This is a genomic window from Chelatococcus caeni, assembly GCF_014196925.1.
Taxonomy (GTDB): Bacteria; Pseudomonadota; Alphaproteobacteria; order Rhizobiales; family Beijerinckiaceae; genus Chelatococcus_A; species Chelatococcus_A caeni.
On record NZ_JACIEN010000003.1, the window covers coordinates 306,301 to 327,095 of the forward strand.

Annotated in this window: 22 protein-coding genes; 3 read left to right on the plus strand and 19 right to left on the minus strand. The window is 68.2% G+C overall.

Features of this window, described 5'->3' with window-relative positions; all coding sequences use genetic code 11:
* Positions 1-5: 5 nt before the first annotated feature.
* The 6 genes from GGR16_RS14380 to GGR16_RS14405 form a co-directional block, all read right to left on the minus strand.
* Positions 6-1,130 carry an endonuclease/exonuclease/phosphatase family protein gene (locus GGR16_RS14380; protein WP_343059776.1) on the minus strand — a complete coding sequence of 375 codons (1,125 nt, stop codon included), beginning with the start codon at positions 1,128-1,130 and terminating at the stop codon, positions 6-8.
* Positions 1,131-1,296: 166 nt separating this feature from the next.
* The gene (gene pdxY / locus GGR16_RS14385; protein WP_183317030.1) at positions 1,297-2,145 is read right to left on the minus strand and encodes a pyridoxal kinase PdxY; all 849 of its coding nucleotides are present in this window, start codon (positions 2,143-2,145) and stop codon (positions 1,297-1,299) included.
* A gap of 180 nt (positions 2,146-2,325) precedes the next feature.
* Entirely contained in the window at positions 2,326-2,517 is a 192-nt protein-coding gene (locus GGR16_RS14390) for a DUF6494 family protein (RefSeq protein WP_019404420.1), read from the minus strand.
* A 26-nt stretch (positions 2,518-2,543) separates the two neighbouring features.
* Complete coding sequence (locus tag GGR16_RS14395) at positions 2,544-3,560, minus strand: ABC transporter substrate-binding protein (protein WP_183317031.1); 1,017 nt, start codon at positions 3,558-3,560, stop codon at positions 2,544-2,546.
* A 96-nt stretch (positions 3,561-3,656) separates the two neighbouring features.
* Positions 3,657-4,454 carry an ABC transporter permease gene (locus tag GGR16_RS14400; RefSeq protein WP_019404418.1) on the minus strand — a complete coding sequence of 266 codons (798 nt, stop codon included), beginning with the start codon at positions 4,452-4,454 and terminating at the stop codon, positions 3,657-3,659.
* Complete coding sequence (locus GGR16_RS14405; protein ID WP_183317032.1) at positions 4,451-5,287, minus strand: ABC transporter ATP-binding protein; 837 nt, start codon at positions 5,285-5,287, stop codon at positions 4,451-4,453. Before GGR16_RS14405 ends, GGR16_RS14400 begins: the two co-directional genes overlap by 4 nt.
* Positions 5,288-5,465: 178 nt before the next feature.
* Between GGR16_RS14405 and GGR16_RS14410 the strand changes: the two genes are divergently transcribed.
* Entirely contained in the window at positions 5,466-5,996 is a 531-nt protein-coding gene (locus GGR16_RS14410) for a DedA family protein (RefSeq protein ID WP_019404416.1), read from the plus strand.
* A gap of 168 nt (positions 5,997-6,164) precedes the next feature.
* Here the strand turns inward: GGR16_RS14410 and ilvC are convergent, their stop codons facing one another.
* Positions 6,165-7,184 (minus strand): ketol-acid reductoisomerase, encoded by a 1,020-nt coding sequence (gene ilvC / locus GGR16_RS14415; protein ID WP_019404415.1) that lies wholly within the window; start codon positions 7,182-7,184, stop codon positions 6,165-6,167.
* Positions 7,185-7,396: 212 nt separating this feature from the next.
* Between ilvC and GGR16_RS14420 the strand changes: the two genes are divergently transcribed.
* Positions 7,397-7,942: a DUF924 family protein gene (locus GGR16_RS14420; RefSeq protein ID WP_183317033.1), complete on the plus strand. Its 546-nt coding sequence runs from the start codon at positions 7,397-7,399 to the stop codon at positions 7,940-7,942.
* 3 nt (positions 7,943-7,945) lie between these two features.
* Here GGR16_RS14420 and GGR16_RS14425 read toward each other — a convergent pair whose 3' ends face one another.
* The 5 genes from GGR16_RS14425 to miaA form a co-directional block, all read right to left on the minus strand.
* Positions 7,946-9,190, minus strand: coding sequence for a cellulase family glycosylhydrolase (locus tag GGR16_RS14425; RefSeq protein WP_183317034.1), 1,245 nt, complete (start codon positions 9,188-9,190; stop codon positions 7,946-7,948).
* 18 nt (positions 9,191-9,208) lie between these two features.
* Positions 9,209-9,742 (minus strand): acetolactate synthase small subunit, encoded by a 534-nt coding sequence (gene ilvN, locus GGR16_RS14430; protein ID WP_019404412.1) that lies wholly within the window; start codon positions 9,740-9,742, stop codon positions 9,209-9,211.
* 44 nt (positions 9,743-9,786) lie between these two features.
* Positions 9,787-10,479 carry a glutathione S-transferase family protein gene (locus GGR16_RS14435; RefSeq protein ID WP_183317035.1) on the minus strand — a complete coding sequence of 231 codons (693 nt, stop codon included), beginning with the start codon at positions 10,477-10,479 and terminating at the stop codon, positions 9,787-9,789.
* Positions 10,480-10,624: 145 nt separating this feature from the next.
* Positions 10,625-12,385 (minus strand): acetolactate synthase 3 large subunit, encoded by a 1,761-nt coding sequence (locus GGR16_RS14440; protein ID WP_019404410.1) that lies wholly within the window; start codon positions 12,383-12,385, stop codon positions 10,625-10,627.
* A gap of 211 nt (positions 12,386-12,596) precedes the next feature.
* Positions 12,597-13,538, minus strand: coding sequence for a tRNA (adenosine(37)-N6)-dimethylallyltransferase MiaA (gene miaA, locus GGR16_RS14445; protein ID WP_183317245.1), 942 nt, complete (start codon positions 13,536-13,538; stop codon positions 12,597-12,599).
* 26 nt (positions 13,539-13,564) lie between these two features.
* Between miaA and serB the strand changes: the two genes are divergently transcribed.
* Positions 13,565-14,464, plus strand: a complete 900-nt coding sequence (gene serB, locus GGR16_RS14450) for a phosphoserine phosphatase SerB (protein ID WP_183317036.1) — start codon at positions 13,565-13,567, stop codon at positions 14,462-14,464.
* Between the two features lie 62 nt (positions 14,465-14,526).
* Here serB and GGR16_RS14455 read toward each other — a convergent pair whose 3' ends face one another.
* The 7 genes from GGR16_RS14455 to GGR16_RS14485 all read right to left on the minus strand — a co-directional run bounded on the left by GGR16_RS14455 (position 14,527) and on the right by GGR16_RS14485 (position 20,562).
* Positions 14,527-16,011, minus strand: a complete 1,485-nt coding sequence (locus GGR16_RS14455; protein WP_183317037.1) for a DegQ family serine endoprotease — start codon at positions 16,009-16,011, stop codon at positions 14,527-14,529.
* Between the two features lie 229 nt (positions 16,012-16,240).
* Positions 16,241-16,435: a DUF2065 domain-containing protein gene (locus GGR16_RS14460; RefSeq protein WP_019404406.1), complete on the minus strand. Its 195-nt coding sequence runs from the start codon at positions 16,433-16,435 to the stop codon at positions 16,241-16,243.
* 27 nt (positions 16,436-16,462) lie between these two features.
* The gene (gene hflC / locus GGR16_RS14465; RefSeq protein WP_019404405.1) at positions 16,463-17,425 is read right to left on the minus strand and encodes a protease modulator HflC; all 963 of its coding nucleotides are present in this window, start codon (positions 17,423-17,425) and stop codon (positions 16,463-16,465) included.
* Positions 17,422-18,558, minus strand: a complete 1,137-nt coding sequence (hflK, locus tag GGR16_RS14470; protein WP_026015521.1) for an FtsH protease activity modulator HflK — start codon at positions 18,556-18,558, stop codon at positions 17,422-17,424. Before hflK ends, hflC begins: the two co-directional genes overlap by 4 nt.
* Positions 18,559-18,682: 124 nt before the next feature.
* Entirely contained in the window at positions 18,683-19,246 is a 564-nt protein-coding gene (locus GGR16_RS14475) for a dihydrofolate reductase (RefSeq protein WP_019404403.1), read from the minus strand.
* A complete protein-coding gene (locus GGR16_RS14480) occupies positions 19,243-19,728 on the minus strand; it encodes a GNAT family N-acetyltransferase (protein ID WP_019404402.1) in 486 nt (161 codons plus the stop codon). The genes GGR16_RS14475 and GGR16_RS14480 overlap by 4 nt, the downstream gene beginning before the upstream one ends.
* A gap of 39 nt (positions 19,729-19,767) precedes the next feature.
* Positions 19,768-20,562 (minus strand): thymidylate synthase, encoded by a 795-nt coding sequence (locus GGR16_RS14485; protein WP_019404401.1) that lies wholly within the window; start codon positions 20,560-20,562, stop codon positions 19,768-19,770.
* Between the last annotated feature and the right edge of the window lie 233 nt (positions 20,563-20,795).

The window sequence follows — 20,795 nt, forward strand, 5'->3', positions numbered from 1 at the left end:
AGTTCCTATGCTTGCGGCGGGTTGCGTCGGGCCGGCAGGTCGAGCCCGACGACGAGCGGACAATGATCGCTCGCCTTCGGCCGGTCCCAGCCGACACGGGGATAACGATCGCAGGACGTTGCAAGTGCCGCCAGCGAGCGATTTTCCTGCCGCGGATCGAGCGGCACGCGATAGGGCAGCCCGCGGCGCACGATCTCGACCTCGGGTGCGGGATTGGCCGCGGCGAGCGCCGGCGAGAGGAGGATGTAATCGAGCTCCATGTGCCGCTCGACGATGCGCTCCTCGCTCTCCGACCAGGCGCGGCGGAAATGCGTCCACCGCTCGTGCGCCGGCAGGGCCGAGAGCGGGTTGACGGCAAAGCCGTGCGTCAGCGGCTCGAGCCCGCTTTCCCCTTCCGCAATCACGCGGGCGCCGGGACCGATCGTCTCCTCGCAGCCGTTGAGATCGCCGATGACGAGCCAGTTCGCCTCGGCGACGGCGGGGCCGAAACGCGCCTCGACGAGGCGGCGCACGGCCCGCGCCTCTGCCCGCCGCAGGGGGCGCGTGGCGATGCGCCCGTCGTCGCGGCCGTTGCTCATGGACTTGAAGTGGCAAACGAAAAGCGTGAGCGTCGCCTCGCCGAGATCGACGTCGACCATGAGGCAGTCGCGCTGGAAGAGCCGGTCCGTCTCGAGGCGCCCCATCGCGGCGAGGTCGTCGTCGAACACGTCGAGGTCGCGGAAGGTCAGCTCGGCGTGCGAGGTGGCGCGCACCGCGCCGGGCCCGGCGACGAGATCCCGCCGCATGGCGCAGGCGACGTCGATGCCGCGCACGTCGTTGCCGTGCTTGAGGCGGAAATGGCCGTAGCGCTTGTCGGCGAGGCGGTGCACGTAATTGGCGAAGAAGGCTTCCAGCACCGACAGGCTGTCCACCTCCTGCAGGCACAGGATGTCGGCATGGGTCTCGGCGATGGCGAGCGCCGTCATCTGCCGCTTGTCGTCCTCGAGCGCCACCGCGACCGAGCGCTCCACCGCCTCGCGATGCTCCTTGGAGGCGAACTCGAACAGCGACATGGCGGCCGCCGTCTCGATGCGCGCCGCCGTGCCGAAGCGGTGGCGCGCAATGAGGTTCTCGACATTGAACGTCGCCACGCGCAGCCGCATCCGCCCCAACCCTCGCCCCTTCCGGCCTCGCCCGCTTGGCCCCGCGCGACGAAGCTGCCGCAACGCCCTATTAGGCGCCCGGCCGCCCGCGGTGTGAAGCCCCTGGAGACGGATTCACCGATCTGCTTGCGGGGCAAGCTGATCTAAACGGGCTCTAGACGGCTTCCACCGGAAAACTGTGGCTCGGCGTCACGAACTCGTCCTGCGCCGCGACGGTGAGGATCTCGCGCGAGCCCGCCTCCTGCGTGCGCTTGAGCAGGCCGTAGACGGAGGCCGCCGCCGCGCCGAGCGCCTTGGCCGCCGAGCGGCTGCGCAGGAAATGGACGAAGAAGAGCGCCGCGATCGCGTCCCCCGCCCCGTTGATGCCGAGGGACAGGCGCGGCGTGCGCACGCGCCAGGTGCCCTCCCCGTCGGCCGCCAGGAGGTCGATGGCGTCTGCCGGCGTCTCCTCGGTATGGAGGGAGGTGACCAGCACCACGCGCGGCCCGGTGGCGCGCACCGCCGCAACCGCCGCCTTCGCCTCGGCAAGCGTCGCCGAGCTGCGGCCGGACAGGAAGTCGAGTTCGAATTGATTCGGCGTGATGATGTCGGCCGCCGGCACGGCGTGCTCGCGCATGAACTCGGGAATGCCCGGACGCACGAAGACGCCGCGCCCCACATCGCCGATGACCGGATCGCAGCAGTAAAGCGCGGCCGCATTGGCCTCCTTCACCCGCCCGACGGCCGAGAGGATGCCGTTGCCGATGTCGGCCGAGCCCATGTAGCCGGACAGGACGCCATCACAGACCGGCAGCACGCCGCGCTCGGCAATGCCGTCGACGAGTTCCTCGATCATCGGCGCGTCGAACACGCGCCCTTTCCAGGCGCCGTAGCCGGTGTGGTTGGAGAACTGCACCGTATGGATCGGCCATACCTCGACGCCCAGGCGCTGCATGGGGAACACGGCCGAGGCATTGCCGACATGGCCGAAGGCGACGTGCGACTGAATGGAAAGAACGTTCATCCCAAGCCCTCCCGAGCGCAGAGCCTCGGTTTAGCGGCGCAGGACGCGAAGGAGAAATGAAAAGGCGTGAGGAGTGCCCCACGCCCACGAGATGGATCGAGCGGTTGCTCCTTGTCCGGGCCTGTCATTGCAAGTCGGGCTTGCCCGACTTGCAACAGGTTGAAGCACGCCGCGGCCCCGTCACTTCAGCTCGATCGTCTCCTCGATGACGTGGTCGAGCGGCACGCCCTCGGCCGTGAGCTGCATGCGCAGCTTCAGCCGGCCGCCGGGCACCGCCCCCTCGCGCACCACGCGCTCGATCTCGCGCTGCGACGTGACGCCCACCTGCTTCAGGAACTTGCGCAAGGCCATGTTGAACTTCTCTTCGTCCATGGCTGCCTCCTCTCCTACGCCCCGGCTCAGCTGCCGCCGGCGGCCTTCTTCACGAAGGTGTCGGTGAAGGTCTTCGACAGGTCGACATTGGCCTTGGCGAGCTCCTCGTCGAACTGCACCAGCATGTCGAGCGCGCTCTTCATGCCGTCCTCAGGGATGATGCCGGTACGCGAATAGGTCTCGCGCGAGGCCTCGACGGCGCGCTCGTAGAGCGAGCGGTCACCGAGGTAATAGGCCTCGGGAACGGTCGCGACGATGTCGTCGGCGCTCGCCGTCTCCAGCCACTTCAGGGACTTATGGAAGGCGTTGACGATGGCCTGCACCGTGTTGGGGTTCTTCTCGATGAAGTCCTGCTTCAGATAGACGACCGCCGCCGGGTTGGAGCCGCCGAAGATCTCCTTGGTCCCCTGCTCCGTGCGCGAATCCGCGATGACGGCGACGTCGCCGTCCGCCTCGAGCTTGGAGATGACCGGGTCGAGGTTCGAGATGGCCTCGATCTCGCCCTTCTTCATGGCCGCCACGGCGCCCGCGCCGCCGCCGACGCCGATATAGGCCGCATCCTTCGGATTGCCGCCGGCCTTGGCGATGAGATAGTTGACGAAGAAGTTGGTGGACGAGCCCGGCGCCGTGACGCCGACCTTGGCGCCCTTGAGGTCCGCCGGCGACTTGATGGCGTCGGCCTTCTCCTTCTTCACGGCCAGCACGATGCCCGGGAAGCGCCCGAGCTCGATGACGGCCCGGATGTCCTGGCCCTTGGCCTGCATGCGGATGGTGTGCTCATAGGCACCGGTCACGACGTCCACCGACCCGCCGACGAGCGCCTGCAGGGACTTGGCGCCGCCGCCGAAATCGTTGATCTCGACCTCGAGCCCCTCCTCCTTGAAGAAGCCCTTCCGCTCCGCGATGGTCAGGGGCAGGTAGTAGAGCAGCGGCTTGCCGCCGACGCCGAGCGCCAGCTTCGGCTTCTCCACATCCGCCGCATGGGCCGCGCTGCCGGCAACCGCCATCAGGGCCGCTGCCGCGATCGTCTTCCAGAATGTCATCGGTTTCCTCCCACCTGTTGTCATTTGTGTTCCCTCGCCCCGCCTGCGGGGAGAGGGTTCTTCGGCGTTCGCCCGCCTTCTGGTCCGCCTCTACGCTCACCCCTGCGCCGTCGCCGCCCCGGTGCCCGGCTGCCAGACGGTGAGCCGCTTCTCGATGGCCGTGACGAAGGTGTCGATGACGATGACGAAGATGGCGAGCACCAGCATGCCCGAGAACACGCCGGTGACGTCGAAGACGCTCTCGGCCTCGTGGATCTTGTAGCCGAGCCCGGCCGAGGAGCCGAGATATTCGCCGACCACGGCCCCGACGAGCGCGAAGCCGACCGAAGTGTGCAGCGAGGAGAACATCCAGGTGAGCGCCGCCGGCCAGTAGACGTGGCGCAAGAGCTGGCGCTCGTTCATGCCCAGCATGCGGGCATTGGCGAGCACTACGGGGCTCACCTCGCGCACGCCCTGGTAGACGTTGAAGAACACGATGAAGAAGACGAGCGTGAAGCCGAGCGCCACCTTCGACCAGATGCCGAGGCCGAACCACAGGGCGAAGATCGGCGCCAGCACCACGCGCGGCAGGGCGTTCGCAGCCTTGATGTAAGGGTCGAACACGCTGGCGAGGATCTCGCGCCGCGCGAAGAGGAAGCCGAAGGCGATGCCGCCGATGGCGCCGAAGGTGAAGGCGAGCACCGTCTCGGTCAGGGTGATGCCGAGGTGGTACCACAATTCGCCCGAGGCGAGATCCTTCCACGTGCGGGCGAGGACATCGAGCGGCGTCGAGAAGAAGAAGGGGTCGAACAGCGGCTTGCCGCCGCTCATGGGCACGGCGGTGAGGAGATGCCAGACGAGAAGGAAGGCGAGCCCGACGCCCACCTGCATGGCAAGAAGCGTCACGCGTCTCATGCGTTACCCCCTTCGCCCTGTGCGTAGGCCTTCTGCACCTCGACGCGCAGGGTCCCCCAGATGGCCTTGTGGATGGCGTGGAAGGCCGGATCGAGGCGGATCTCCGCGATGTCGCGCGGCCGCGGCAGGGAGACGGGATAATCGCCGACGATCCGCGCCGCCGGTCCCGCCGACATCACGACCACCCGGTCCGCGAGCGCGATCGCTTCCTCGAGGTCGTGCGTGACGAACATCACCGCCTTTCGGTCCTGCGCCCACAGGTCGAGCAGGAGATTGCCCATGATCTGCCGCGTCTGCGCGTCGAGCGGCCCGAACGGCTCGTCCATCAGCAGGATCTGCGGGTTGCGGATCAGCATCTGCGCCAGCGCGACGCGCTTGCGCTGGCCGCCCGACAGCATGTGCGGATAGCGGTCGGCAAAGGCCGCGAGGCCGACACGGCTAAGCCATTCACGGCTCCTCGCCAGCGCCTCGGCCCGCGGCACGCCCTTCGGCTCCAGCGCCACGGCGACATTGTCGATGGCCGTCTTCCAGGGCATGAGCGCGTCCTGCTGGAAGAGGTAGCCGGCGCGGGCATTGAGCCCGGACAACCGCTCGCCGAAGATGTCCGCCCCGCCGGTCGAGGGCTTGAGCAGCCCCGCCGCCGCGTTGAGCAGGGTCGACTTGCCACAGCCCGTCGGCCCGACGATGGCGACGAACTCGCTGGCGCCGACGGCAAGGTCGATGTCGCGCACGGCCTGGTAGGTGCCGCCGCCCTTGAGCGCGAAGGTGATCGCCACCTGCGACAACCTAACCGCCGGGCTGTCCGCCTCCCTCACCTGTGCCGGAGCGTGCATGCCCGTCCCATCATTGAGCGTCCCCCGATTCCTTGTCTTCGTTTGAAGCAGGAGACGTTACCCGATACGGCCTGCGACGCAACCGCCGCGGACCCCGCGGCAGCACCTGCCGGTCCGCCACTTGCACTCTCCTGTTGGCTTCCGACATATGGAGCCGTTCCTTCCACCCGGGCCCCTGATGACCTTTGACAGTTTCGTTTCCGGCACCGTGGCCTTCGTCCGCGATCACGGCGAATGGGCCCCGGCCATCGTCTTCGGGCTCGCCTTCGCGGAATCCTTCGCCTTCCTCTCGCTCCTGGTGCCGGCCTGGGGCATTCTCGTCGGCATCGGCGCCCTCATCGGCGTCAGCGGCCTCGAATTCTGGCCGATCTGGCTGGGCGCCGCCGCGGGCGCGAGCCTCGGCGACTGGGTCTCCTACCTGATCGGCTTCTATTTCAAGGATGCGGCCACGCGCGTGTGGCCCCTGTCGCGCTATCCGCAGATGGTGGCGCGCGGCCACCTGTTCTTCATGCGCTGGGGTCCCTGGAGCATCTTCATCGGCCGTTTCTTCGGGCCGTTGCGGGCGGTCGTCCCGCTCATCGCGGGCATCTTCGCCATGCCGCAGTTCCTGTTCCAGATGGCCAACATCTCCTCCGCCATGGTCTGGGCCTTCGTCCTGCTCGCCCCCGGTGCCTTCGCGTTGCAGAAGCTCTGGCCGGCGTTCATGTGAAAAAGCCCCGGCGCGATGCACCGGGGCTTTGATTGGGAGCGCAAGGAGATCCCTTTCACCGTCATGCCCGGGCTCGTCCCGGGCATCCACGTATCGCCAGCAGCGCCAGGCTGAGAGGCGTGGATGGCCGGGACAAGCCCGGCCATGACGACGCAGCGGCCCAGGTCCTCAGTTCTTCGACTTGTCGACCAGCGCCTTGGCCTTGATCCACGGCATCATGGCGCGCAGCTTCTCGCCAACTTCCTCGATCTGGTGGGCGTTGACGCGCGCGCGGGTCGCCTTGAACGAGGTCTGGTTGACCTTGTTCTCGAGCATCCAGTCGCGCGTGAACTTGCCGGACTGGATGTCCGTCAGCACGCGCTTCATCTCCGCCTTCGTCTCCGGCGTGATGATGCGCGGGCCGGTGACGTACTCGCCGTACTCGGCCGTGTTCGAGATCGAGTAGTTCATGTTGGCGATGCCGCCCTCGTAGATGAGGTCGACGATCAGCTTCACCTCGTGCAGGCACTCGAAATAGGCCATCTCGGGGGCGTAGCCCGCCTCGACCAGCGTCTCGAAGCCGGCGCGGATCAGCTCGACGAGGCCGCCGCACAGCACCACCTGCTCGCCGAAGAGGTCGGTCTCGCACTCTTCCTTGAAGGTCGTCTCGATGATGCCCGCGCGGCCGCCGCCGATGGCGCTGGCATAAGACAGGCCGAGGTCATGGGCATTGCCCGAGGCGTCCTGGTGGATGGCGATGAGCGAGGGCACGCCGCCGCCGCGCTGGTACTCCGAACGCACCGTGTGGCCGGGGCCCTTCGGTGCCACCATGAGCACGTCGAGGTCGGCGCGCGGCTCGATGAGGTTGAAGTGCACGTTGAGGCCGTGCGCGAAGAGCAGTGCAGCGCCGTTCTTCATGTTGTCGGCGAGGTGCTCGCGGTAGATGTCGGCCTGCAGTTCGTCCGGCGTCAGCATCATGATGACGTCCGCCCACTTGGCGGCCTCGGCCACCTCCATCACCTTGAAGCCCTCGGCCTCGGCCTTCTTCGCCGAACCCGAGCCCTTGCGCAGGGCGACCGCCACGTCCTTGACGCCGCTGTCACGCAGGTTGAGCGCATGGGCGTGGCCCTGGCTGCCATAGCCGACGACGGCCACCTTCTTGCCCTTGATCAGATTGAGATCGGCGTCGCGATCGTAATACACACGCATGATGGGCCCTTTCCTTGGCAAGGTGGTTATGATGGCACGCTGGCCCACACCATCATGCGCGGTGCGGGTCGTGTCGTGGAACGTTTCTGTGACGGCGGTAAAGCCCGAGAAGCGCTGTGGGTCAAGTAAAATCCGGCGCGGAGGATCAAGAGAGTTCCGGTATGCGTCCCATAGATCCGTAATATGGAACGATTTGAAAGGGAGGTCGCACCATGGTTGCAGCGAATGCCGATGAGATCATCGCCTTCTGGCGCGAGGCCGGCTACGAGCGCTGGTTCACGCGCGACGAGGCCTTCGACGAGGAGATCCGCACGCGCTTTCTCGCCACCCACGAGGCAGCGGCCGCCGGTGCGCTGAACCGGTGGGAGGAGACGCCGGAAGGCGTCCTCGCCCTGCTCATCCTGCTCGACCAGTTTCCCCGCAACCTCTTCCGCGGCACGCCGCGCGCCTTCGCCACGGATGCGCTGGCCCGCACCGTCGCCGACCGGGCACTGACGAAGGGTTTCGACCAGAAGGTGCCGCCGGAGCTGAAGGGCTTCTTCTATCTGCCGTTCATGCATTCTGAGAACCTCGTCGACCAGGAGCGCTGCGTCGCGCTTTACGAGGCGGCGGGCGACGAGAAGGGCCTGCCCTATGCCGTCGAGCACCGCGACATCATCGCCCGCTTCGGCCGCTTTCCGCATCGCAACCCCATCCTCGGACGCGCCACGACGGAGGAGGAGGCCGCCTTCCTCGCCGACGGCGGCTTCTCGGGATGACACTCACGAACGCCCCGCGAGCGCCCTGCGCAGGATGGCCATGAACGGCTCGTCACGCTCCGCCCCGCGCGGCCGCTCCCCACGCCGCAGCGCAGCGCGGACGGCGGCCTTCGGCCTCCCGGTCCCGAGCTCGTAGTCGTAGCCGTCCCAGGCATCCTCCCGGAAGGAATAGAAGGCCCAGTGCAGGCCAGCCTCCTCGACGAGCGAGACGACGTCGGCGAGATAGGCGCTGCAGCCCCTGTTCCAGCGCACGCAGCCGAATTCGCCCACCATCAGGCGTGAGCGCGGGATCCTTCTCGCCTCGGCCCATTCCAGGAACGGCGACAGGTGCCGCGCAACGCGCGCCCTGTCCCAGTACTCCGCCCTGCCATGGGCCCGCACGACGCCGGGGTAGGTGAAGCGCCCCCGGTTCTCGTGACTGGTGAAATCATAGGGCGCGTAGAGATGCACCGAATAGATGACGTTGTCGTCCGCGATCGGCACAAGGCAGCGCACCGCCGCCGGCTGGCCGTAGGAGCCGGTGTCGAGGACGATCGGCACCGTGGCGTCGACGGCGCGGATGGCCGCGACCATGTGGCGATAGAAGGCATCGAGGTCCCGCGCCGTGCCCCTTGCCGCCGCGCACCAGCGGTCGCGTGCGGCAAGGTCGTCCTCGGGCAGGCGATGGCCCCTCTCCGGCACCGGCTCGTTGACGACGTTGTAGGCCGCGATGGCGGGGTGGCCCTTGAAGGCTGTCGCGATGTCGCGCCAGTAGGCGGCCGCCTCATCCCAATAGGCCTTGTCGCGCCAGAGCCGGCCGTCGTGGCGACGGCCGTTGAGCTGCACCCAGCGGGCGCCGGGCAGGCCGAGCGGCGTCAGCACCACCTTGACGCCGGCGGTGGCAGCGTCGTCGAGCACCCGCTTGAGCCGCGCCAGATCGGCCGGCACGAGCCCCGCGTAGGCATCGAGACTGCCGGCGAGGAAATCGCGCCGCTCGCCCCGCCACTTGTCGAAGGTCAGGCGCACGAAATCGACGCCGAAGTCCCTCGCGGCGTCGAGCCGGGCGCGCGTCTCGACCTTGTTGAAGAAATTGGCGCCGCGCCGCTGCTCGCCCCAGAAGCCGCCCGGCTCGCCGGCCGCGGCCGGCAGGGCGGCAAGTCCGGTGACAAGCCCGGCCAGGAACGCGGCCAGGAGCCTGGCCGCCAGTGCCAGACGCGCCCGTCCCCGACGGCTGAATGAACCCCGGCCCGCGCGCCGCGCCTGTCTCACATGGCTCTCACATGGCTCTTACATGGACTCGGCGCCGCGGCCGATGGCCGCGATGCCGGTGCGGGCCACTTCCGTCAGCCCGCAGGCCGTCATCAGGCTGATGAAACGCTCCGTCTCGTCGCTGGTCCCCGTCAGCTCGAAGATGAAGGACGAGAGCGTCGCATCGACCGTGCGGGCGCCGAAGGCCTGGGCGAGCCGCATCGCCTCCACGCGAGCCTCGCCCTTGCCCACCACCTTGACGAGCACCAGCTCGCGCTCGATGGCATCGCCGTTGACCGTCAGGTCGTCCACCCGGTGCACCGGCACGAGGCGCGAGAGCTGGGCCTTGATCTGCTCGATGACATGCGCCGTGCCCGTCGTCACGATGGTGATGCGCGACAGGTGCTTCTCGTGCTCGGTCTCGGAAACCGTGAGGCTCTCGATGTTGTAGCCCCGGCCGGAGAACAGGCCGGCGATGCGCGCCAGCACGCCCGGCTCGTTGTCGACGATCACCGCGAGCGTATGGCGCGCGATGGGCTCGGCGGCGGGAGCATCTGAATAGTGGGACTTCATCGGCGGACCTGCGAAGGGGGGCTGAACATGCTGCATGATTGTCCTCACGCACTCTTGCGATAATTCGCGATGGGCTCTGCGTCCACCTCGTCTTCGGCGACGATCCAGGGCTCGGCCAGCGCATCCTCGCGCCACGCGCGGAAGGCCGGCAGGTCGAGGACCGCGTCCATATAGGCGCGTGTCGCCGCATCGACGGGGAAGGAATAGGTCTCGAGACGGGTGACGACCGGCGCGTACATCGCGTCAGCCGCCGTGAAGGCGCCGAAGAGGAACGGGCCGCCGGCGCCGAAGCGCTCCCGCGCCTCGCGCCAGGCGAAGGCGGCGCGCGCCACGTCGCGCGCGACCTGCGGGCCGAGATCCATGGCCGCATACTTCTTGCCGAGGTTCATCGGGCAGGCCGAGCGCAGGGCCGAGAAACCGGCATGCATCTCGGCCGCCATCGCGCGCGCCATGGCCCGCGCCGCCCGCTCGCGCGGCCAGATCGGGAGGTCGGGGTGCGTGTCGGCGAGATAGTCGATGATGGCGAGCGATTCCCAGACGGGGATGTCGCCGTCGACGAGGGCCGGCACCTTGCCGGCCGGCGTAAAGCGGGCAACCTCGGCCTTCCACGCCGGATCGTCGAAGGTCGGGCCGAAGGGCACCTTCACCTCCTCGAAGGGGATGCCGAAGTGGCGCATGAGGAGCCACGGGCGCAGCGACCAGGAGGAATAGCACTTGTTGGCGATGACGAGCTTCATGGGCCTTCGTCCGATTTCGACTGTGGGGCGCCGAGACTGCCGCGGCAGCCGGCGCCCGTCCAATCAAGGCATGTGAGGGAAACGATCACGGTTGACGCGCACGCGGCGCACCCTCCCCCCGGGGGGGAGGGTGCGGTGCCTCACCTCACACCAGCATCTTGCCCTTGGCGTCGATGACCGAGCCGATGTCCTCGGCCGCGTCGCCCAGGATCATCTCGTTGTGCGCCTTGCCCGAGGGGATCATGGGGAAGCAGTTCTCGCTCTTGTCGACCACGCAGTCGAAGATGACGGGACGGGGCGTGTCGATCATCTCGCGGATGGCATCGTCGAGCTCGTCCGGCTTGTCGCAGCGGATGCCGACGCCGCCATAGGCCTCGGCCAGCTTCACGAAATCCGGCAGCGAGTGCGAGTAGCTCTCCGAATAGCGCCCGCCGTGCAGCAGCTCCTGCCACTGCCGCACCATCCCCATGTACTGGTTGTTGAGGATGAAGACCTTGACCGGCAGGCGGTACTGCAGCGCCGTCGACATCTCCTGCATGTTCATGAGGATGGAGGCTTCGCCCGCGATGTCGACGACGAGCGCGTTCGGATGCGCGAGCTGCGCCCCGATGGCCGCCGGCAGGCCGTAGCCCATGGTGCCGAGCCCGCCGGAGGTCATCCACCGGTTCGGCTCCTCGAACTTGAAGAACTGGGCGGCCCACATCTGGTGCTGGCCGACCTCGGTGGTGACGTAGACCTCCCGGTCCTTGCTCAGTTCGTACAGCCGCTCGATGGCGTACTGCGGCTTGATGACGTCGCTCGACTTGCGATAGGCGAGGCAGTTGCGGCTCCGCCAGCCGGTGATGTCGTCCCACCAGCCCTTGAGCGCGGCCTTGTCCACCTGCGGCGCCGTGGAGCGCCACAGGCGCACCATGTCCTCGAGCACGTGGGCGCAGTCGCCGACGATGCCGATGTCGACCTTGACGTTCTTGTTGATCGACGAGGGATCGATGTCGACGTGGATCTTGCGCGAATGCGGCGAGAAGGCATCGAGCCGCCCCGTGATGCGGTCGTCGAAGCGCGCGCCGATGTTGATCATCACGTCGCAGCCGTGCATCGCGAGGTTGGCCTCGTAGGTGCCGTGCATCCCGAGCATGCCCAGGAACTGCGGGTCGGAGGCCGGATAGGCGCCGAGGCCCATCAGCGTCGAGGTGACGGGAAAGCCCGTGAGGCGCACGAGCTCGCGCAGCAGCGCCGCGGCCTGCGGCCCGGCGTTGACGACGCCGCCGCCGGTGTAGAACACCGGCCGCTTGGCCGAAGCCATAAGGGCGATCGCGGCCTTGATCTTCTCCATGTCGCCCTGCACCTGCGGGCGATAGGTCTTGTGCTGGTTGCTCGCCGGGCGCGCATAGGTGCCGCTGGCGAACTGGATGTCCTTCGGCAGGTCGATGACGACCGGGCCGGGCCGGCCGTTCGCCGCGACATAGAAGGCCTCGTGCATGATGCGCGGCAGGTCCTCGATGCGCTTGACGAGATAATTGTGCTTCGTGCAGTGCCGCGTGATGCCGACGGTGTCCGCCTCCTGGAAGGCGTCCGAGCCGATGAGATGCGTCGGCACCTGCCCGGTGAGGCAGACGAGCGGGATCGAATCCATCAGCGCGTCGGTGAGGCCGGTGACCGCATTGGTCGCGCCCGGGCCCGACGTCACCAGCACGACGCCGACCTTGCCCGAGGAGCGCGCATAGCCCTCGGCCGCATGCACGGCGCCCTGCTCGTGCCGCACGAGCACGTGCTTGACCTTGTCCTGGTGGAACAATGCGTCATAGATCGGCAGCACGGCGCCGCCGGGATAGCCGAAGATATGTTCGACCCCCTGGTCCTGCAGCGCGCGAACCACCATTTCGGCGCCGGTCATCGTCTCGCTCATCGTCTTCTCCGTTCCCTCGTCGGCGTGGCCGGACGGGTCGGACAGGGGCAACAAAAAAGGGCCCCGAAGGACCCTGCATGCGCCACCAGCCGGACCTGCGGATCATCTCCGCTCCGTCGATGGCGCCCCCGTTACAATAAGAATTGCGCGCATAAGCCGCACGTTCCTTCCACGTCTGTGGCGGGCACGCTAGCCGAGGCCCGCCGGGCGGTCAAGCGGAAGATCGCTCCTGCACGTCGCGGGGTGCCGCCCGCAGGGCCTCGCCCATCGCCTCATGAGCGGCTTCCGGGGCGAGCCACGAGAAATCCGGCAGCTGATGGCGCACCCAGGTGAACTGCCGCTTGGCATAGTGGCGCGTGTCGGCCTGCGCCTTCTCGATCGCTTCGGCGAGGTCGATCTCCCCGCGGATGTGGCGGATGAGCCAGGGCACGCCGTGGGCCCGCATCACCGGCAGCGTGGGATCGAGCCCCCGCGCCGCGAGCGCCCTCACCTCCTCGAGCGCGCCCGCCGCCATCATCGCCGCAAAGCGGCTGTCGATGCGGGCGAAGAGCGCCGCCCGCTCCGGCGCGAGAAAATATTTGTAGAGGCGCCAGCCGGCGAGGAGAGGCCGGCTGCGCCGGCCGTGGAAGCTCGCGATCGGCTTGCCCGTCGCCGCGAAGACCTCCATGGCGCGCAGGATGCGCAGCCGGTCGGTCGGGTTGAGCCGGGCCGCGGTGACGGGATCGCGCGCGGCGAGATCGGCATAGAGCAGCGGCGTCCCCCGGCCCTCGGCGGCCGCGCGCACGGCCGCCCGCACCTCTTCCGGCACCGGCGGAATCTCCGACAGCCCCTCGCACAGCGCCTTGAAATAGAGGCCCGTGCCGCCGACGAAGATGGGCAGCCTCCCCTTCGCCTGCGCCTCGGCGAGCACCGTGGCGGCATCGGCGAGATAGCGCCCGACGGAATAGTTCACCGCGCCGTCCACATGCCCGTAGAGCCGGTGCGGCACCGTCGCCTCCTCGGCCTCGCTCGGCCGCGCGGTGATGGTGCGGAGGTCGCGGTAGACCTGCATGGAATCGGCATTGACGACGATGCCGCCATGCTCCTGCGCGAGCGCGATCGCCAATGCGGACTTGCCGGAAGCCGTCGGCCCTGCGATGAGGACGGCTCGCATCCTTTCCGTCACGATCTTCTCCGGCAATGACTGAGACCTTGACCCACGTCGCTACTCTCATAACCAATCCGGCCGCGCCCGTCCTCAGCCAAGATCTGGTCGAGGCGGCGGCCAGAAGCCTCGAGGCGGTCCCGGTGCCGGCCTGGCTGGACGAAGGCGTGGCGGCCGACATCCGCTTCTCGCCCCACGACGGCGTGTCTGCCCACGAGAGGCTGCGCGAGGCGCTGGGCGATGCGCCCGTCGACATCGTCGTGCAGCCGCTCGCCGGCCGGCGCAAGCGCCTGTTCCTCGCCGACATGGATTCGACCATGATCGGGCAGGAATGCATCGACGAGCTCGCCGATCTGGTCGGGCTGAAGGCCGAGGTGTCGGCCATCACCGAGCGCGCCATGCGCGGCGAGCTGCCGTTCGAGCCGGCGCTGCGCGAGCGCGTCGCCCTCCTCGGCGGCCTGCCGGTCTCGGTGGTCGACCGCATCATCGCCGAGCGCATCACCTTGACGCCGGGCGGCACCGAACTCGTGCGCACCATGCGCGCGCAGGGCGCGTACACCTGCCTCGTGTCCGGCGGCTTCACCCTGTTCACCGGCCCCATCGCGGCCCGCATCGGCTTCCACGAGCACCGCTCCAATCTCCTCATCGAGGAGAACGGCACCCTCGCCGGGCGGGTGGAGGAGCCCATTCTCGGGCGCGAGGCCAAGCTGGCGACGCTGCGCGAGCTGCGGACCCGTCTCGACCTCGCCGACAGCGACACGCTCGCCGTCGGCGACGGCGCCAATGACCTCGCCATGCTCGCCGAAGCGGGCCTCGGCGTCGCCTATCACGCCAAGCCGGCGGTCGCGGCCGCCGCCCATGCCCGCATCGACCATGGCGACCTGAGCGCCCTGCTCTATCTCCAGGGCTATCGCCGCGACGACTTCGTGGCCTGAGCCGCGCCCCAAACAGAAAGGGCGGCCCGAGGGCCGCCCTTTTTCGTTGCGTGCGACAGGGCTCACTGCAGGCTGAGCGCCACGAAACGCACTTCGCCCTGGGCGGAAGAGACGAGCAGAAGCACGGACTTCTTTCCCTCCTTCTTCACGGCGTCGATGCGCTTGGTCACGTCCTGCGGGTTCGCCACCTGCTCCTGGTTGACCTCGACGATGACGTCGCCGGCCTGGATGCGCTTGTCGGCTGCGGCCGAATTGGGATCGACGCTGGTGACGACGACGCCCTTGATGTCTTCCTTGATGTTGTAGCGCTGGCGCAGCATGCCGTTGAGGGCCGACATCTCGAGGCCGAGCGCCTGGCTGACCGCCGGCTTGTCGCTCTGGCCGCTCTGGCCGGGCGTGGTCTCGTCCGTCGCCTCCTCGAGGCGGCCGAGGGCGATGCGCTTCGTCTCTTCCTTGCCCTTGCGGATGATGACGACCTCGACCTCCTTGCCGACCGGCGTCTGGGCCACCATCAGCGGCAGGTCGCGCGATTGGGCCACCGGCTTGCCGTCGAAGGAGACGATGACGTCGCCGACCTCGATGCCGCCGGCCTTGGAGGGGCCCTTGTCGTCGACGCCGGCGACGAGCGCGCCGCGCGCCTTGTCGAGGCCGAGCGCTTCGGCAGTCGCGTCGTCGACGTTCTGGATGCGCACGCCGAGCCAGCCGCGGCGCGTCTCGCCGAAGTCGATGAGCTGGCGGATCGTCGGCTCGGCGAGCGAGGACGGCACGGCGAAGCCGATGCCGACCGAGCCGCCGGTGGGCGACAGGATGGCGGTGTTGATGCCGATGACCTCGCCGTTCATGTTGAACAGCGGGCCGCCCGAATTGCCCTTGTTGATGGCGGCGTCGGTCTGGATGTAGTTGCCGAAGGCCGAGGAATCGATGTCGCGCTTGTTGGCCGAGACGATGCCGGCCGACACCGAGCCGCCGAGGCCGAAGGGATTGCCGATGGCGAGCACCCAGTCGCCGATGCGCAGCGCCTCGGAATCGCCGAAGCGCACGGCCTTGAGCGGCCGGTCCGGCTTCACCCTGAGCACGGCGAGGTCGAGCTTCGAATCCTTGCCGACGATCTCGGCCTTGAGCTTGCTGCCGTCGGTGAAGACGACCGTGATGTCGTTGGCTTCGCCGATGACGTGGTTGTTGGTGACGATGATGCCCTCGGCATCGATGACGAAGCCCGAGCCGAGCGAATTGGAGCGGCGCTGCTGGCGTGGCGCGTTGTCGCCCTGACCGCGGCGGTTGAAGAATTCCTCGAACAGGTCTTCGAACGGAGTGCCGGGCGGCAGCTGCGGAAAGGACGGGCTGCGCGCCTCCACGGTGGTCGAGGCCGAGATGTTCACCACGGCATCGATGACATCCTGGGCGACATCGGCCAGCGATTCCGGCCCGCGCGCCAAGGCAGCGGCCGGAAGCTGGACGGCCATGACGGCCGCCACCGCAAAGGCCGAGAACGCGCGCCGCAGCCCCGTGCCGCCGAGAGCGCGTGGAATGGGCGGAAGAAATGTCATTGTAATCCTCGTTCCCTGGGGCGCAGGCTCGCGCCACCGTGTCGCTGGTTGCCCCGGCAGCGGCCCGCACCGCCGAACCTTCCGGTCTTCCGAGGTTTCATTCTTCAAATACGGCGGAACGGCGGCTTGCACACGCAACTGTGCGTGATCGTGCCCGCTGCCGCAAGGCGCCCGGCGCAGAGCGGGGTGCCGGAACGGACGGTCCCGGCCGGCGTCGGACAGCCCCGCCTCAGGCGCCGCCCCACCGCACGTACCAGATGATGATGACGCCGAGCACCGCCGAGACGACGCCGACGATGCGCATGCGCTCGATGGGCGCCTCGGAGGCCTCCGCCAGCGCCCTCTTGGCCGCGCTCGGAAAGGCCGCGAAGATGAGCCCTTCAATGGCCAGGACGAGGCCGAGCGCCGCGAGAAAATCCATCATACGCCAGCGCCCCCCTCGCTCGCGCCGTCAGGGCGTCGCCAGGCCCGACTGCGGCCCCGGAGCGGGCTGCTGCTGCGGCGCCGACGGCCGGCCGCCCCCGGCCGGAGCCGAGTTGGAGTTGCGACCGAAGGCGTTGCCGAAGTACCGGAAGAAGTCCGTTTCCGGCGCCAGCACGAGCCGCGTGTCCGAAGCCTGCAGGCTCGTCTCGTAAGCCTGCATGGAGCGATAGAACGCGAAGAAGTCGGGGTCGCGCCCGTAGGCGTCGGCGAAGACGCGGTTGCTCTCGGCGTCGCCCTCACCGCGCAGTTCCTGTGCCCTGCGGTCGGCATCGGCCTTGATCACCGTCACATCGCGGTCGGCACGCGCCCGGATGCTCTGGGCGATCTGCGAGCCGTTGGCGCGGATATCCGCCGCCTCGCGCTGGCGCTCCGTCTGCATGCGCTGGTAGACCGCCTGGCTGTTGGCCTGCGGCAGGTCGACCCGGCGCAGCCGCACGTCGACGACGGTGATGCCGAAGCCCTGCGCCTGCGTGTTCACGTCGTCGCGGATCGAGCGCATCAGCCTGGCGCGCTGCTCGCGCACGATGTCGGTGAAGGTCGCATCCGCCAGCACGGCGCGGGCCGTCGAGTTGACGATGTTGCCCAGCCTCAGGTTGGCGCCGGCGACATTGTTCACCGTCTGGTAGAAGCGCACGGGATCGGTAATGCGGTAGCGCGTGAAGGCGTCGACGACGAGACGCTTCTGGTCGGCGGCGATGACCTCCTGCTCCGACAGGTCGAGGTCGAGCACGCGCTTGTCGACGTAGACGACGTTCTCGACCATCGGCACCTTGAAGTAGAGGCCCGGCTCCATGACGACCTTGCGCACGCCGCCGAAGCGCAGCACCAGCGCCGACTGCGTCTGATAGACGATAAAGGTCGAGGCGTAGGCGAGAATGAGGGCCGCGGCGACGAGGATGAGGCCGCCCATCTTCCAGACGTTGCCGTTCATCGGGCCGCTCCCTGCTGTGCGTTGCCGCGCGGCTGCTGCTGCGGCCTGGTGAGTTCGTTCAGCGGCAGGTACGGCAACACGCCCTGGCCCCCTTCCTTCTGGTCGATGATCACCTTCTCCATGCCGCCGAGCACGCGCTCCATGGTCTCGAGGAAGATGCGCTCGCGCGTCAGCTCGGGCGCGGCGCGATAGGTCTCGTAGACCTGGGTGAAGCGGGACGCCGCACCCTGCGCCTCGGCGACCACGCGCTCGCGATAGGCCTCGGCGGACTGCAGGATCTGCGCCGCCTGGCCGCGGGCCTCGGGCACGATGCGGCTCGCGTAGGTCTCGGCCTCGTTGCGCATGCGGTCCTGGTCCTGCCGGGCCGCCTGCACGTCGCGGAAGGCGTCGATGACCTGCTGCGGCGGATCGACCTTCTGCAGCTGCACGAGCCGGATCTGCACGCCGGCGCCGTAGCTGTCGAGGGTCTCCTGCATGAGCTGCCGCACCTCGCCCTCGATGGCGACACGGTCCGTCGTCAGCACGGTCTGGATGTTGCGCCGGCCCACGACCTCGCGCATGGCGCTCTCGGCCACGGCCTTGATGGCGGCATCAGGGTTCTGCAGGTTGAAGACGTAGTCCTCGGGCCTCGCCGGGTCGATCTGCCACTGCACGGCGAAGTTGATGTCGACGATGTTCTCGTCGCCGGTCAGCATCAGGCTTTCTTCCGGCACTTCGCGGCCGGCCACGACGCGGCGCGTCGTGTCGCCCGTGCGCATGCCGACCTCGATGGTGTTGACCGTCGTGACCTCGGGCTTCACCACCGTGCCGATCGGATACGGCAGGTTGTAGCGCAGGCCCTCGTTGGTCTTGCCGACGTACTTGCCGAAGATGAGGTTGAGGCCGACCTCGTTGGGCCGGACGGTGTAGAAGCCCGTCGCGAGCCAGAGGAGGACGGCGCCGAGCACGATGAAGGCGACGCCCCGGCCGCCCATGCCGCCGCCGGGCAGCATGGTCTTCAGGCGGTCCTGGCTGCGCCGGAGCAATTCCTCGAGGTCCGGAGGCGTGTTGCCTCCCCCGCCCTGCGGTCCTGTACCCCACGGACCGCCGGGCTTCTGGCCCCACGGTCCGCCGCTCTGGTTGCTCCAAGGCATGCTGAGACGTTCCTCACCTGTTTCGGAGCGGCCGCAGCCGCAGCGTTGCAACGATCCGCCAGCGTTGATGGGTTGTCCATCCCCGACCTGTCAAGGGCGGAAGTGGGGAATGAATCGCTGAACGTCAACGGTTTTCGACGGTTGGAGCCCCTTGCGACCGTTCACGTTTGCGCTTGTAGTTGATGAAGGTGAACGCGTGCTCGTCCTCGGCGCCGGCCGGGTGCGCCTCGCGGCCCGTCTCCGCGAAGAATTCGGGGTCGATCACCGGGAACACGGCATCGCCGGCGGGAGCGGCATGGACGCGGGTGAGCAGGATCTCGTCCGCGAGCGGCAGGCACTCGGCATAGACCTGCGCACCCCCGGCGACCATCAGCCGCCCGACGCCGAGGCGGCGCGCCGCCTCCCGCCCGAGCGCCAGTGCCTCGTCGAGGCTCGTCGCCCGCACGATGCCCGGCGGCAGCTCGCCGCCCCCGCGCGTCAGCACGATCGTCTCGCGGCCGGCGAGCGGCTTGCCGATCGATTCGAAGGTCTTGCGCCCCATCAGCACCGGATGGCCCATCGTCAGGCTGCGGAAGCGCCGCATGTCCGTGCGCAGCCGCCAGAGCAGCCGGTTGTCCCGGCCGATGACGTCGTTGTCCGCCGCCGCAACGATGATGGCGAGCGAAACGGGCGAACCCTCCCCGCTCACGGCGCCGCCTCCGCCAGTTTCGTCAGCGCGTCGCCCGTGACGCGGCAGACGGTCCATTCGTCCATCATGCGCGCGCCCTGGCGCTTGTAGAAGCCGATCGCGGGCTCGTTCCAGTCGAGCACCCACCACTCGAGCCGCCCGAGCCCCTCCTCGACGCAGCGCCGGGCGAGATGGGCGAGGAGCGCCTTGCCGATGCCCTCGCCACGGAAGGCCGGACGCACGAAGAGGTCCTCGAGATAGAGGCCGTGGCGGCCGAGGAAGGTGGAGAAATTGTAGAACCACAGGGCAAAGCCCGCCGGCTCGCCCCGCCATTCGGCGATATCGCAGAAGACGCGCGGATTGGCGCCGAAGAGCGCAGTTTCGAGATCGCCCTCGGTCGCTTCGACCTCGTGGGCCAGCTTCTCGTATTCGGCAAGCTCGCGCACGAGCGCGGCGACGAGGCCGAGATCGGCCGGTTGTGCAGGACGGATGACGAGCGACATCGCGGGTCTTCTTCGGTGAGCCTTCCGGGGCGGGAGCCCTCAAACGGCGACGGGCGCCTTGATGGCGGGATGGGGATCATAGTCCTCGATCACGATGTCCTCGAAGGTGAAATCGAAGATCGAGCGCACCGCAGGGTTGAGCACGAGGCGCGGCAGCGGCCGCGGTTCGCGCGAAAGCTGCTGGCGCGCCTGGTCGAGATGGTTGAGATAGAGATGCGCATCGCCGAAGGAATGGACGAAGTCGCCGGGCACGAGGCCCGTGACCTGCGCCATCATCTGCGTCAGCAGCGCATAGCTCGCGATGTTGAAGGGCACGCCGAGGAAGACATCCGCCGAGCGCTGGTAGAGCTGGCAGGACAGGCGGCCGTCGGCGACATGGAACTGGAAGAGGCAATGGCAGGGCGCCAGCGCCATCCTGTCGATCTCGGCCGGGTTCCAGGCCGACACGACAAGGCGCCGCGAATCGGGGTTGCGGCGGATTTCGTCCACCACCCAGGCGATCTGGTCCACCGTGCGCCCGTCGGCGCCTTCCCACGCGCGCCACTGCTTGCCATAGACGGGGCCGAGATCGCCGTTCTCGTCCGCCCACTCGTCCCAGATGCTGACCTTGTTCTCCTGAAGGTAGCGCACGTTGGTGTCGCCCTTCAGGAACCACAGCAGCTCGTGCACGATGGAGCGCAGATGGAGCTTCTTCGTCGTGACGAGCGGGAAGCCCTCGGCGAGGTCGAAACGCATCTGGTGGCCGAAGACGGACAAGGTGCCCGTCCCGGTCCGGTCGCTCTTGCGCACGCCCTCGTCGAGCACGCGGCGCAGCAGGTCGAGATAAGCGCGCATCGTCGCCTCACGTGATTCCGTCCCGTCGAGGCATAGCATCGGCAACGGCGCCGGTGAATGCCTCCGGCGCCGGCGAAGGCGCGTCGCAGGCCACGAAAGGACGAGCGCAGACGTTCATCCGTCTGCGCTCGGAGGCAACTGTCTTTCACAATGAAGCCGTGACGCCGCAATGCACGAATGGCCGCCACGACAGCGATCCGGCCCGACCGCAAATCGCATGATTATTATTGTTT

Coding starts and splice junctions, on each gene's coding strand:
- pdxY (WP_183317030.1), bottom strand. CDS start 2,145: ATGAACGTTCTTTCCATTCAGTCGCACGTCGCCTTCGGCCATGTCGGC.
- GGR16_RS14390 (WP_019404420.1), bottom strand. CDS start 2,517: ATGGACGAAGAGAAGTTCAACATGGCCTTGCGCAAGTTCCTGAAGCAG.
- GGR16_RS14395 (WP_183317031.1), bottom strand. CDS start 3,560: ATGACATTCTGGAAGACGATCGCGGCAGCGGCCCTGATGGCGGTTGCC.
- GGR16_RS14400 (WP_019404418.1), bottom strand. CDS start 4,454: ATGAGACGCGTGACGCTTCTTGCCATGCAGGTGGGCGTCGGGCTCGCC.
- GGR16_RS14405 (WP_183317032.1), bottom strand. CDS start 5,287: ATGCACGCTCCGGCACAGGTGAGGGAGGCGGACAGCCCGGCGGTTAGG.
- GGR16_RS14410 (WP_019404416.1), top strand. CDS start 5,466: ATGACCTTTGACAGTTTCGTTTCCGGCACCGTGGCCTTCGTCCGCGAT.
- ilvC (WP_019404415.1), bottom strand. CDS start 7,184: ATGCGTGTGTATTACGATCGCGACGCCGATCTCAATCTGATCAAGGGC.
- GGR16_RS14420 (WP_183317033.1), top strand. CDS start 7,397: ATGGTTGCAGCGAATGCCGATGAGATCATCGCCTTCTGGCGCGAGGCC.
- ilvN (WP_019404412.1), bottom strand. CDS start 9,742: ATGAAGTCCCACTATTCAGATGCTCCCGCCGCCGAGCCCATCGCGCGC.
- GGR16_RS14435 (WP_183317035.1), bottom strand. CDS start 10,479: ATGAAGCTCGTCATCGCCAACAAGTGCTATTCCTCCTGGTCGCTGCGC.
- GGR16_RS14440 (WP_019404410.1), bottom strand. CDS start 12,385: ATGAGCGAGACGATGACCGGCGCCGAAATGGTGGTTCGCGCGCTGCAG.
- miaA (WP_183317245.1), bottom strand. CDS start 13,538: ATGCGAGCCGTCCTCATCGCAGGGCCGACGGCTTCCGGCAAGTCCGCA.
- serB (WP_183317036.1), top strand. CDS start 13,565: ATGACTGAGACCTTGACCCACGTCGCTACTCTCATAACCAATCCGGCC.
- GGR16_RS14455 (WP_183317037.1), bottom strand. CDS start 16,011: ATGACATTTCTTCCGCCCATTCCACGCGCTCTCGGCGGCACGGGGCTG.
- GGR16_RS14460 (WP_019404406.1), bottom strand. CDS start 16,435: ATGATGGATTTTCTCGCGGCGCTCGGCCTCGTCCTGGCCATTGAAGGG.
- hflC (WP_019404405.1), bottom strand. CDS start 17,425: ATGAACGGCAACGTCTGGAAGATGGGCGGCCTCATCCTCGTCGCCGCG.
- hflK (WP_026015521.1), bottom strand. CDS start 18,558: ATGCCTTGGAGCAACCAGAGCGGCGGACCGTGGGGCCAGAAGCCCGGC.
- GGR16_RS14480 (WP_019404402.1), bottom strand. CDS start 19,728: ATGTCGCTCGTCATCCGTCCTGCACAACCGGCCGATCTCGGCCTCGTC.
- GGR16_RS14485 (WP_019404401.1), bottom strand. CDS start 20,562: ATGCGCGCTTATCTCGACCTGCTGCGCCGCGTGCTCGACGAGGGCGTG.